The following is a 12,020-nucleotide window of genomic DNA, read 5'->3' as shown; positions in this document are numbered from 1 at the left end:
TGACCGGTGTTGAGATGAAAAATCGCGGGCGCGGAATATAGCACAAATTTTGACCAATTCCGACGGTAATGGTCGGAATTGCGCTGAGGCCCTGACAGGCGCTGAGACCTACTCGTCGTCGTCGAAGTTATAGCTACCCGGCGCGAGGTTTTCGAAGCGCGTGTATTTACCGATGAACGCCAGGCGGATAAAGCCAATCGGGCCGTTCCGCTGCTTACCGATAATGATCTCGGCAATGCCTTTGTGCTCAGTCTCGGGGTGGTACACCTCGTCCCGGTACACAAACATGATCACGTCAGCATCCTGCTCGATCGCTCCGGATTCCCGAAGGTCGGAGTTCACCGGGCGCTTGTTGGGGCGCTGTTCCAGGGAACGGTTGAGCTGGGACAGTGCCACCACCGGGCAATTGAACTCCTTGGCCAGGGCCTTGAGGGACCGGGAAATCTCGGAAATCTCGTTGGTCCGGTTGTCGCCGCTGGAACCCGGGATCTGCATCAGCTGCAGGTAGTCGATCATGATCAGGGCGATGTCGCCGTGCTCACGCACCAGCCGGCGCGTACGCGCACGCATCTCCGATGGGCTGATACCGGCGGTGTCATCGATGAACAACTTGCGATCGTTGAGCAGGTTGACCGCCGAGGTCAGGCGCGGCCAGTCGTCGTCTTCCAGGCGACCGGCACGGACCTTGGTCTGGTCGATACGGCCCAGGGACGAGAGCATACGCATGATCAGCGATTCGCCTGGCATCTCGAGGGAGTACACCAGCACGGTCTTGTCGCTGCGCAACACGGCGTTTTCCACCAGGTTCATCGCAAAGGTGGTTTTACCCATGGATGGACGGCCGGCGACGATGATCAGGTCAGACGGCTGCAGGCCGCTGGTCTTCTCGTCGAGGTCGGTGTAACCGGTGGAAATCCCGGTGATGGCGTTGTCGGTGTTGAACAGCGTGTCGATGCGGTCGATGGCCTTGGTCAGCAGGTCGTTGACGCTGACCGGGCCACCGGTTTTCGGCCGCGCTTCGGCGATCTGGAAGATCTGGCGTTCGGCTTCGTCGAGGATCTCGGCGGCGGTGCGGCCTTCGGGGTTGAAGGCACTGTCGGCGATTTCGGTGCTGATGCCGATCAACTGGCGCAGGGTGGCGCGCTCGCGAACGATCTGGGCATAGGCCTTGATGTTGGCGACGGACGGCGTATTTTTCGCCAGTTCACCCAGGTAGCCCAGACCGCCGACCTGGGAGGTCTGGCCTTCCTTGTCCAATTGCTCGGCCAGGGTCACCACGTCGATCGGCGAGTTCTGGTCGGCCAACTTGGCGATGGCGCGGAAGATCAGGCGGTGGTCATGGCGATAGAAATCACCGTCCGAGACTTGATCCAGCACGCGTTCCCAGGCGTTGTTATCCAGCATCAAGCCACCGAGCACGGCCTGTTCGGCCTCGATGGAATGCGGCGGCACCTTCAGGGCAGCGGTTTGCAGATCGTATTGCTCAGGAGCTGAAATATCGTTCATGGCCACTTGGAATTAGGGGGTTGTAGAAAAACAAAAGGCACGACCTGTAAACAGGATCGTGCCCGATGTTAACTGGCTGACACGCGAGGTGCCAGTCAGTTAGGTGCTGCTTAAGCTGCTACCACGACAACGCGTACGGTGGCTTCAACTTCGGCGTGCAGGTGCACGGCTACGTCGAATTCGCCTACGTTGCGGATGGTGCCGTTCGGCAGACGAACTTCGCTCTTCTGCACTTCAACGCCGGAGGCGGTCAGTGCATCAGCGATGTCGTGGGTGCCGATCGAACCGAACAGCTTGCCTTCGTCACCGGCGGTGGCAGTGATAGTCACTTCCAGCTCAGCCAGTTGGGCAGCGCGAGTTTCGGCCGAAGCTTTTTTGTCTGCTGCTGCTTTTTCCAGCTCAGCACGACGCTCTTCAAACGCAGCCAGGTTGGCAGCGGTTGCAGCGGTGGCTTTGCCGTATGGCAGCAGGTAGTTACGACCGTAGCCGGCCTTAACGTTCACTTTGTCGCCCAGGTTGCCCAGGTTGGCGACTTTTTCCAGAAGGATCAGTTGCATGTGAAAATCCTCTAACTTTTAACCTTCACCGTTCGCGTTATCGGCGTCTTTCGACGCCAGACGACCGCGAAAATCAATCAGGCCGTCGACAATGGCCAAAACCACGAGTAACGGATAGATCAGCTGCATGAACAGCAACAGCGTTACGTACAACCCCACCAGCCAAAACTTGGCCAGACGCTTTCGCGCAACCAGCCCATGAATCAGGGCCAGCCCGGCAAACACCAGCGGTACGCTGCAAATCGGCGCCAGCAAGGCCATCTGTGGACCGAAGTTCGGCCCGACAACCATGCACGCCAGCAGCAACATCGCCGGCCCCGCAGGGATTCTGATACTGCGAAACTCGCGACCAAAACCACCCGGGTTGTACAACAACGCCTGCCAATAACGCCCAAGAATCAGGCTCAGCACGCTGACGACCTGCAACAATGCCGCAATCAGGCCGGTCAGGACCGGGGCAATCAGTGACGCAAACCGCGCTCGCTCATCTACCGACAACTGCTGGTAGAGATCCCCGAGGGCCATCGGCAGGATCTTGACGATTTCCTGCGACAGCGCCTCGATTTGCGGGCGGAAAGCCGCGCCAAGCATCACTGAGTACACCAACCCCAATGCCACGCTGACCAGCAGCGTACGGACCCAGGACTCACTTGCGCGTAAAACCAACGCAAGGCTTGATGACCCCAGCAGTACCAAAAGTACCCGCGGATCACCAAATTGCAGCCACCAGATCAAGGCCGGCAACAATCCCAGGGCAAGGACGCCAAGGGCGTCCTTCAAACCGCGCCGCAGCAGCACTAGGCAACCTGCGGCAGCACCCAACCAATAAAGCAACGGCAATGCCGCACATCCAGCCACTACCAGAGTGGCCTGCACGCGACCGCGCATGATGAACTCAGCTAAGGCGCGCATGCATTCAATCCCTTACTACTTGTCGACTGCCCGGTCTCAGCGGCCGTGGCTGTCGGTGTAGGCCAGCAGGGCCAGGAAGCGGGCGCGCTTGATAGCGGTGGCCAGCTGACGCTGATAACGTGCTTTGGTACCGGTGATACGGCTTGGAACGATTTTGCCGGTCTCGGATACGTAAGCTTTCAGAGTGTTGAGATCTTTGTAATCGATCTCTTTCACGTCTTCAGCGGTGAAGCGGCAGAATTTACGACGACGGAAGAAACGTGCCATTTGATAGGCTCCTTAAAAGGTCCGTGGATTACTCGTCAGCGTTATCGCTGTTGTCGCTGTCATCACTATCAGCGCTTTCGGCGCCTTCGTGCTCAGGACGGTCGCGACGCTCACGGCGCTCACTGCGGTTTTCTTCAGCCTTGAGCATCTCGGATTGGCCGGTAACGGCTTCTTCGCGACGGATGACCAGGTTACGGATCACTGCATCGTTGTAGCGGAAGTTGTCTTCCAGCTCGGCCAGGGCCTTGCCAGTGCACTCAACGTTCAGCATCACGTAGTGAGCCTTGTGAACATTGTTGATTGCGTAGGCCAGTTGACGACGGCCCCAATCTTCCAGACGGTGGATTTTGCCGCCGTCTTCTTCGATCAGCTTGGTGTAACGCTCAACCATGCCGCCGACTTGCTCGCTTTGATCCGGGTGGACCAAAAAGATGATTTCGTAATGACGCATGAATGCTCCTTACGGGTTGTAGCCTGCCGCTCAAAAACGGTCAGACAAGGAGTGAATGACACTTATGGATCTTGCCAAAGGGAGGCACATGCGTGCCTGCCATGAAGGCAAGGGGCGCAATTGTAGAGAAGGGGGAGAAACGGCGCAAGGTGATTGGTGATTATTTGAACAATCACCCATTCAGCCCAAAAAAATGTGCGAGGGTCTTATGTGGGAACCGGGCTTGCCCGCGATGCAGGCACCTCAGCCTTTCAGCGAGACTGAGGTGATGCTATCGCAGGCAAGCCCGGCTCCCATGTAAGCCCGCCCGCACATTTTTGATCGGATTACTTCTTGCTCTTGGCCTTGGCACCGCGCTGGCGCTGGGCTTCAAACAGGCACACGCCGGTGGCAACCGACACGTTGAGACTGCTGACGCTACCGGCCATCGGCAACTTCACCAGGTAATCGCAGTGCTCACGGGTGAGGCGACGCATGCCCTTGCCTTCAGCACCCATGATCAGGATGGTCGGGCCGGTGAGGTCCTGGTCATAAAGGCTGACCTCGGCCTCGCCTGCCGTACCCACGACCCACAGGCCGCGCTGCTGGAGTTTCTCCAGGGTGCGCGCCAGGTTGGTCACGGCCACCAGCGGAATCACTTCCGCCGCGCCGCAGGCAACCTTGCGCACGACCGGCGTCAGGGTGGCCGACTTGTCTTTCGGCACAATCACCGCCAGCGCACCGGCAGCATCTGCCGAACGCAGGCAAGCGCCGAGGTTGTGCGGGTCGGTCACGCCGTCCAGCACCAGCAGCAGCGGCGCACCCTCGGTACGGTCGAGCAGTTCGTCGAGCATGGCCTCGCCCCAGACCTGGCTCGGACTTACGTCCGCCACCACGCCTTGGTGAACGCCTTCTACCCACACGTCCATTTCACGACGCTCGGCTTGGCCGATGGCAACTTTATTCTGGGTCGCCAGCTCGACCAGCGCTTGTACGCGCGGCTCGCTGCGACCTTCTGCCAACCACACTTGCTTGACGCGCTTGGGGTGGTGACGCAGCAGTGCTTCTACGGCGTGCACGCCGTAGATTTTTTCCAGACTCATGACTTGGCCTTAGGTTTGCGCGACCCGCCGCTTTTCGCGGGAGCCGAACCCGCTTTTGACGGGCCTTTACGGTGTTTACTCGGTTTGCTCGACGGCTTTTCGGCCCCCTGGGACTTTCCCCCAGACGCCGCTTTACCACCGCTTTTGGCTTCGCTGAGCAACTGCTGCTTCAACTCGCGGCTGCGACGCAACTCGGCGTTTTTCGCCGCAGCGTCGCTTGGGCGGTAGGCTTCAGGGGCCTTGTCCTTGGCCGACGAACGACGGCCAGCCTTGGCTGGCTCAGCCTCGACGGCCACTGCTTTGGCAGGCGCCGCCTTACCTTTGGCGGCCGGCGCTGCGGTTTCGCTGCCACGTTTTTTACGGCCAGTCGGCTCGACGGGCTTGTCAGGCATACCGAAGTCGATCTTGCGCTCGTCAAGGTCGACGCGCATGACCTGCACTTCCACGGTATCGCCCAAACGGAAGCTGCGACCGGTACGCTCGCCCGCCAGGCGGTGATGCACAGGGTCAAAGTGGTAGTAGTCACCCGGCAACGCGGTGACGTGCACCAAGCCTTCGACGTAAATGTCAGTCAGCTCAACGAACAGACCAAAACCCGTCACGGCCGTAATGACGCCTGGGAACGACTCGCCCACGCGGTCTTTCATGAACTCGCACTTCAGCCAGTTCACTACGTCGCGAGTGGCTTCATCGGCACGGCGCTCGCTCATGGAGCACTGCTCGCCCAGCTGTTCCAGGGCCGCCTCGTCGTACGGATAAATCCGTGCTTTCGGAATGGTCATGGCACCGGCGCGCTTGACGTGCGGGGTGTTCTGCTTGGAATGGATCACACTGCGGATCGCGCGGTGCGTGAGCAGGTCCGGGTAACGACGAATCGGCGAAGTGAAGTGGGTGTACGCTTCGTAATTCAGGCCGAAGTGGCCCTGGTTATCAGCGCTGTACACCGCCTGGCTCAGGGAGCGCAGCATTACGGTCTGGATCACGTGGTAATCCGGACGGTCCTTGATGCTCGCGAGCAGTGCCTGGTAGTCCTTCGGCGTCGGGCCATCCTTGCCTTTGTGCAGGGACAAACCGAGCTCACCGAGGAACGCGCGCAGCTTCTCCAGGCGCTCCGGCGGCGGGCCGTCATGCACCCGGTACAACGCAGGAATCTCGTGCTTTTTCAGGAATTCCGCAGTGGCCACGTTGGCCGCCAGCATGCATTCCTCGATCAGCTTGTGCGCATCGTTACGCGTGGTCGGGGTGATTGCGGCGATCTTGCGCTCGGAACCGAAGACAATTCGGGTTTCCTGCGTTTCAAAGTCGATCGCGCCACGCACGTGACGAGCGCCCAACAGCACCTTGTACAACGCGTAAAGCTGCTTGAGGTGCGGCACGACATGGCCGTACTCACCGCGCAGCGCTTTAGCTTCGCTGGTCTTCGGCTGTTCCAGGATGGTGCTGACCTTGTTGTAGGTCAGGCGCGCCTGGGAATGGATCACCGCTTCGTAGAACTGGTAGTCCGTCATTTCGCCGGTTTTCGAGATGGTCATCTCGCACACCATGGCCAAACGGTCGACTTTCGGGTTCAGGGAGCACAAGCCGTTGGACAGCTGCTCAGGCAGCATCGGAATCACGCGCTCAGGGAAGTACACCGAGTTGCCGCGCACCTGGGCTTCGTTGTCCAGGGCCGAACCGATCTTCACATAGCTGGACACGTCGGCAATCGCGACGAACAGCTTCCAGCCGCCGGAGAACAGGCGCAACTTGCCAGGTTTGGCTTCGCAGTAGACCGCATCATCGAAGTCGCGGGCATCTTCGCCGTCAATGGTGACGAACGGCAGATGGCGCAGATCGATGCGTTTTTCTTTGTCCTTCTCTTCCACTTCCGGCTTGAGCTTGGCGGCTTCTTTGAGCACAGCCTCAGGCCAGACGTGAGGAATATCGTAGGTGCGCAACGCAACGTCGATTTCCATGCCCGGCGCCATGTAGTTGCCGACCACCTCAACGATATCGCCCTGCGGTTGGAAACGCGCAGTTGGCCAATGGGTGATTTTCACCTCGACGAACTGGCCGACCTTGGCGGCGCCGTTACGACCCGGGGTAATCAGCACTTCCTGCTGGACCTTGGGGTTATCGGGCACAACAAAGCCAATACCGCCCTCTTCGAAGTAACGGCCGACGATAGACTCGTGGGCACGCGACACCACTTCGACGATCACACCTTCACGGCGACCACGACGGTCCAGGCCGGAAACGCGCGCCAGCGCACGGTCGCCATCGAACACCAGGCGCATTTGCGCCGGGCTCATGAACAGGTCGTCGCTGCCGTCGTCCGGGATCAGGAAGCCGAAACCATCACGGTGGCCGGCAATGCGGCCGAGGATCAGGTCGAGCTTATCCACCGGCGCGTAGGTACCACGGCGGGTGTAGATCAGTTGAGCGTCGCGCTCCATGGCACGCAAACGGCGGCGCAGGGCTTCGAGCTGGTCTTCGGTGGTCAGACCGAATTCTTCAACCAGCTGCTCGCGGCTAGCAGGCGAACCACGATCGGCGAGATGCGCCAGGATCAGTTCGCGGCTAGGAATAGGGTTTTCATATTTTTCCGCTTCACGAGCGGCCTCGGGATCGAGGGACTGCCAATCGGCCATTAGAGAGTTTTCACCTTGTCTATATGCGGGTTAGTTTGGCATACGCGTATTGAAACGGGAAATTTCAGACGTCAACAAGCCTTTAAAACCCCTTTGTAGCCCCTGGCGCACACCTTGCACGACCATTGGCGAAATTTTCCAGGCTTTTTTCATAGCAGGGCTTTACAGCTTAAAATCCGCTCCGTATAGTGCGCGCCATCGACGACGGCAACGTTGTTGATGCTGCCCAGGTGGTGAAATTGGTAGACACGCCAGCTTCAGGTGCTGGTGATCGCAAGGTCGTGGAAGTTCGAGTCTTCTCCTGGGCACCAATTTCAAACTCAAGGTTACGCCTTGAGTCTCCAAAAACCCGCGAAAGCGGGTTTTTGCGTTTCAGCCCTTTGATTTTTAACGAGAATATAGATTTATATTTTTGATATCAGGGGTTTACAGATCAAAAAGCCCTCCGTATAGTTCGCTCCATCAACGGCGCAAGCGTTGTTGATAATGCCCAGGTGGTGAAATTGGTAGACACGCCAGCTTCAGGTGCTGGTGATCGCAAGGTCGTGGAAGTTCGAGTCTTCTCCTGGGCACCAAATTCAGATCAAACCCGCGAAAGCGGGTTTTTTCGTTTCCGGGGTTTGAAAACTTCCCCAGTGATTTGCCCCTCATCCGCACTTGAGAAGTTTTATCGTTTATCCTGCTCATACAAATCGGCAATGATTTGTTGCACTTATACGAGGAAAGCTTCGGATGACCATACGCAATACCCGTCTCAAGACATCCCTTCTGCGTGGCCTGACCCTCACCCTGCTTGGCCTGACCCTGCTCTCGCCAGCTGCCTACTCCGCCGACAAAGTGTCACTGACCTTGTACAACGGCCAACACAAAGAAGTCGGCGATCAACTCGCCAAGGCCTTCGAAGCCAAGACCGGCATTCACGTCAATGTGCGCAAAGGCAGCAGCAACCAGTTGGCCAGCCAGATCGTCGAAGAAGGCAACCGCTCCCCCGCTGACGTGATCTACACCGAAGAGTCGCCGCCGCTGAACAAACTCGGCGAGCAAGGCCTGCTGGCGAAGATCGACGCCAGCACCCTCGACGTATTACCCAAAGACTATGTCGGCAAAAACGCTGACTGGATGGGCGTGACCGCACGCACCCGCGTCGTCGCGTTCAACCCGAAACTGATTGCTGAAAAAGACCTGCCTAAATCGGTACTGGATTTCGCCGGCCCCGAGTGGCAAGGCAAAGTCGGCTTTGTACCTACCAGCGGCGCGTTCCAGGAACAGGCCGTGGCGATTATCAAACTGCACGGTCGCGAAGCCGCTGAAGAATGGCTGACCGGCCTGCGCGCCTTCGGGAAGGTGTACAGCAACAACATGGTCGCCCTTAAAGCCGTGGAAAATGGCGAAGTGGCCACCGTACTGGTGAACAACTACTACTGGTTTGCCCTCAAGAAAGAAAAAACCAACCTGGATTCACAACTGCATTACTTCACCGATGGTGACGCCGGCGGCCTGATTACCGTGTCTTCCGCTGCCGCACTGAAATCCAGCAAACACCCCAAAGAAGCCCAGCAACTACTGGCGTTCATGACCAGCGAAGAAGGCCAGCGCGTCATCACCAATACCTCGGCGGAATACCCGCTGCGCAAGGGCATGGAATCCAACCGTGGCCTCAAGCCTTTCAGCGAGCTGCAACCGCCGAAAGTCACCCCGGCCGACCTGGGTAACGCTGAAGAAGCCCTGGAACTGGAACGTGAGGTTGGCTTGAACTGATGAACCCATCGCTAACCGCCCCCGCCTTGCGCGGGGGTTTGCGCCCGCGCCGCAAGCGCCCCTCGATCTGGCTGTTGCTCCCAGTGCTGTTTCTGGTGGGCCTGAGCCTGTTGCCGCTGCTGTATGTCGGCACCAAGGCCTGGCAGGCCGGCTGGGCAGAGGCGGTGCATCTGCTGTGGCGGCCCTATGTCTTCGGCCTGCTGCGCAACACCCTGGCGCTGATGATTGGCGTGACGCTGGCCTGCGGCGTAATCGGCCTGTCCCTGGCTTGGCTGCTGGAACGCAGCAACCTGCCGGGCCGGCGCATCTGGGGCGTGATCCTGTGCCTGCCGTTTGCGGTGCCGGCGTTTGTCAGCAGCTTTACCTGGGTGTCGCTGAGCGCAAACTTCGAAGGGCTGGGCGGGGCGATCCTGGTAATGACCCTGTCCAAATACCCGCTGGTGTTTCTGCCGGTGGCGGCGACCCTGCGCAATCTTGACCCATCCCTGGAAGAGTCGGCCCGTACCCTGGGACTGAATCGTTGGGGGGTGTTTTTCCGTATTACCCTGCCTTTGCTGTGGCCCTCACTCCTTGCGGGTGCGCTGCTGATCGCCCTGCATATGCTGGTGGAGTTCGGCGCGCTGTCGATCATCGGCCTGCAGACGTTCACCACGGCCATCTATCAACAATTCGAACTGGAATTCAGCAATGCCAATGCCGCGATGCTCTCGGCGGTGTTGCTGGTGATGTGCCTGACGCTGCTGTGGCTGGAGCTGCGCGTACGCGGCAAGGGCCGGCATGTGCGCATCGGCCAGGGCGCGGCGCGCCATGCTGAACAGGTTCAATTGGGTAACTGGGCGCCGCTCGGTCAACTCTATTGCCTGGCACTGGCGATCATTGGCAGCGGCATTCCTTTGGGGATGCTCGGCTACTGGTTGGCGGTAGGTTCGTCAGCGGCGTTTCCCGTGGCGGAAATCGGCGAGGCGCTGCTGTCCTCCCTGACACTGTCACTGGGGGGCGCTGCGCTTTGCCTGATGCTGGCGGTGCCGGTGGGCCTGCTGGTGGTGCGCTACAAAGGCCCGCTGGCGATCTGGGCCGAACGCCTGCCTTATTTGCTGCATGCCCTGCCCGGCCTGGTGATCGCGCTGACACTGGTGTATTTCGCACTGCATTATGTGCCGGCGCTGTACCAGACGTCGGCGTTGTTGCTGATCGCTTACGCGCTGTTGTTCCTGCCGCTGGCACAGGCGCCGATTCGCACCGCCTTGAACAAGGCTGCGCCGCAGCTGGAAGAGGCTGCGCGAACACTGGGCGCGTCGTCGTTCAGCGCGTTTTGCCGGGTGACCTTGCCGATCATTTTCCCGGCGTTGGGTGCCGCGTTTGCGCTGGTGTTTCTGGATGCGATGAAGGAATTGACGGCGACCTTACTGCTCAGCCCGACCGGGCTGAACACCCTGGCCACCGCCGTGTGGGCGCATACCTCGAATGTGGAGTTCGCGGCAGCCGCGCCCTATGCGGCGCTGTTGATTCTGGTGTCGGGGTTGCCGGTGTATCTGCTGACGACGCGGATGTATCTGAGCCGCTGAAATAGCTTTCGCGAGCAAGCCCGCTCCCACATTGGAATGCGTTTCAAATGTGGAAGCGGGCTTGCTCGCGAAAGGGCCCTCCCAGGCGACATCAAGCCCTGAACTGCCCCAGGCTCGCCTTCAACTGCGCCGCCAACCCATCCAACACCTTGCCGCTGGCCGTGGTCTCCACCACCGCCTGCGCAGCGCGCTCGGCCTGGGCGTGAATCACTTCGACCCGCCCCCGCACCGCATGCGCGCCCTGGGCCTGATGCTCAGCCGCACGCGTCGCCAAGCCAATGGCCGCATGCACCTGTTCCACCGAAGCCTGCACCGTCTGCTGCAGGCGCACGCTGTCGCGCAGCACCAGCAAGCCTTCGCTCGCCTGACGCCCCGCCTTGCCGATGGTTTCCACCGCCTCACGTGCGCCCTGCTGCAACGCCACGATATGCGCCTGGATATCACCCGTGGAGCTCTGGGTTTTGCTGGCCAGGGCACGCACCTCGTCAGCCACGACCGCGAAGCCACGCCCGGTCTCACCGGCACGCGCAGCTTCGATCGCGGCGTTAAGCGCCAGCAAGTTGGTTTGCTCGGCAATGCCGTGAATCACCGTCAGCACCACTTCAATTTGTTCGCTTTGCTGCGCCAGGCGCTCAATAACCTGAGACCCCGCCTGCACCTGCCCCGCCAACGCTTCGATCAAGCTGCCGACTTCCGCCGAAGTGCGCGAGTTTTCGTCCGTTGCCTGGCGGATTTCCACCACTTGCTGCAACGCCGCTTGCATCGCATGGCTTTCGGCCTGGGCCTCGTCTGCCATTTGCGACAGCGCACGCAAGCTCTCAGCCACTTCATCGCGCTGCAAACCGGCCGCTTTGTCGGCACCGGCATTGCGCAAGGTCATGGCGCCGATTTCCACGCCAGTACGCTGGGCCACATCCCCGGCCTCACGTACGATCGGCTGCAATTTATCCACAAAGCGATTGACCGCCGAGGCCATGTCGCCGATTTCATCCTTGCTGTTGATCTGCACGCGCTTGGTGAGGTCGCCCTCGCCCGCCGCCAAGTCATCCATGGCCGCAATCAGCAGCTTCAGGCGATTGACCACACGGCGCCCCAACACGATAGCGATCAGCAGCAATACGCCGAACCCCACCAGTGCGAGCCCCATGCCGATACGCCAGCGCAGGGTGCCGGCGGCCTCCTGTACAGCGCTGGTGGTGTTGGCAGTCATCTGAGTCGCGGTAGCTTGCGCCGATTGCAGGCGTGCGCCCATGGCTGAAGCACTGTCGGCCGCAGCCCCTTTGAGACTGTCA

Annotated in this window: 10 protein-coding genes, 2 tRNA genes and 1 pseudogene; 4 read left to right on the top strand and 9 right to left on the bottom strand. The window is 59.9% G+C overall.

Going from position 1 to position 12,020, the window contains the following annotated elements; all coding sequences use genetic code 11:
* Positions 1 to 108: 108 nt before the first annotated feature.
* From dnaB to rnr, 7 genes are all read right to left on the bottom strand, one after another.
* Positions 109 to 1,506, bottom strand: a complete 1,398-nt coding sequence (gene dnaB, locus CPH89_RS13060) for a replicative DNA helicase (RefSeq protein WP_017526410.1) — start codon at positions 1,504 to 1,506, stop codon at positions 109 to 111.
* A gap of 110 nt (positions 1,507 to 1,616) precedes the next feature.
* The gene (gene rplI / locus CPH89_RS13055; RefSeq protein WP_003171376.1) at positions 1,617 to 2,063 is read right to left on the bottom strand and encodes a 50S ribosomal protein L9; all 447 of its coding nucleotides are present in this window, start codon (positions 2,061 to 2,063) and stop codon (positions 1,617 to 1,619) included.
* Between the two features lie 18 nt (positions 2,064 to 2,081).
* Positions 2,082 to 2,975: a YybS family protein gene (locus CPH89_RS13050; protein ID WP_053254059.1), complete on the bottom strand. Its 894-nt coding sequence runs from the start codon at positions 2,973 to 2,975 to the stop codon at positions 2,082 to 2,084.
* A 36-nt stretch (positions 2,976 to 3,011) separates the two neighbouring features.
* Positions 3,012 to 3,242 carry a 30S ribosomal protein S18 gene (gene rpsR, locus CPH89_RS13045; RefSeq protein ID WP_002551829.1) on the bottom strand — a complete coding sequence of 77 codons (231 nt, stop codon included), beginning with the start codon at positions 3,240 to 3,242 and terminating at the stop codon, positions 3,012 to 3,014.
* A gap of 28 nt (positions 3,243 to 3,270) precedes the next feature.
* On the bottom strand, positions 3,271 to 3,693 hold the full coding sequence (gene rpsF / locus CPH89_RS13040; RefSeq protein ID WP_003217491.1) for a 30S ribosomal protein S6: 423 nt from the start codon (positions 3,691 to 3,693) through the stop codon (positions 3,271 to 3,273).
* Positions 3,694 to 4,019: 326 nt separating this feature from the next.
* Positions 4,020 to 4,775 (bottom strand): 23S rRNA (guanosine(2251)-2'-O)-methyltransferase RlmB, encoded by a 756-nt coding sequence (rlmB, locus tag CPH89_RS13035; protein WP_053254058.1) that lies wholly within the window; start codon positions 4,773 to 4,775, stop codon positions 4,020 to 4,022.
* A complete protein-coding gene (gene rnr, locus CPH89_RS13030; protein WP_053254057.1) occupies positions 4,772 to 7,405 on the bottom strand; it encodes a ribonuclease R in 2,634 nt (877 codons plus the stop codon). Before rnr ends, rlmB begins: the two co-directional genes overlap by 4 nt.
* A gap of 224 nt (positions 7,406 to 7,629) precedes the next feature.
* Here rnr and CPH89_RS13025 point away from each other — a divergent pair.
* The 4 genes from CPH89_RS13025 (at position 7,630) to CPH89_RS13010 (ending at position 10,728) form a co-directional block, all read left to right on the top strand.
* Positions 7,630 to 7,716: transfer RNA gene (locus CPH89_RS13025), tRNA-Leu, on the top strand.
* Positions 7,717 to 7,893: 177 nt separating this feature from the next.
* Positions 7,894 to 7,980: transfer RNA gene (locus CPH89_RS13020), tRNA-Leu, on the top strand.
* A 157-nt stretch (positions 7,981 to 8,137) separates the two neighbouring features.
* Positions 8,138 to 9,163 (top strand): extracellular solute-binding protein, encoded by a 1,026-nt coding sequence (locus tag CPH89_RS13015; protein ID WP_053254056.1) that lies wholly within the window; start codon positions 8,138 to 8,140, stop codon positions 9,161 to 9,163.
* Positions 9,163 to 10,728, top strand: a complete 1,566-nt coding sequence (locus CPH89_RS13010) for an ABC transporter permease (protein WP_053254055.1) — start codon at positions 9,163 to 9,165, stop codon at positions 10,726 to 10,728. The genes CPH89_RS13015 and CPH89_RS13010 overlap by 1 nt, the downstream gene beginning before the upstream one ends.
* Before the next feature lie 91 nt (positions 10,729 to 10,819).
* Here CPH89_RS13010 and CPH89_RS30910 read toward each other — a convergent pair whose 3' ends face one another.
* Both CPH89_RS30910 and CPH89_RS30905 read right to left on the bottom strand, forming a co-directional pair.
* Positions 10,820 to 11,524, bottom strand: coding sequence for a methyl-accepting chemotaxis protein (locus tag CPH89_RS30910; protein ID WP_371850831.1), 705 nt, complete (start codon positions 11,522 to 11,524; stop codon positions 10,820 to 10,822).
* 201 nt (positions 11,525 to 11,725) lie between these two features.
* Positions 11,726 to 11,779 (bottom strand): annotated as a pseudogene (locus CPH89_RS30905) (hypothetical protein); the annotation flags it as partial.
* Positions 11,780 to 12,020 lie beyond the last annotated feature (241 nt).

It is taken from the genome of Pseudomonas fluorescens (assembly GCF_900215245.1).
Classification (GTDB): Bacteria; Pseudomonadota; Gammaproteobacteria; order Pseudomonadales; family Pseudomonadaceae; genus Aquipseudomonas; species Aquipseudomonas fluorescens.
This window is presented reverse-complemented; position numbering and strand designations above follow the sequence as displayed.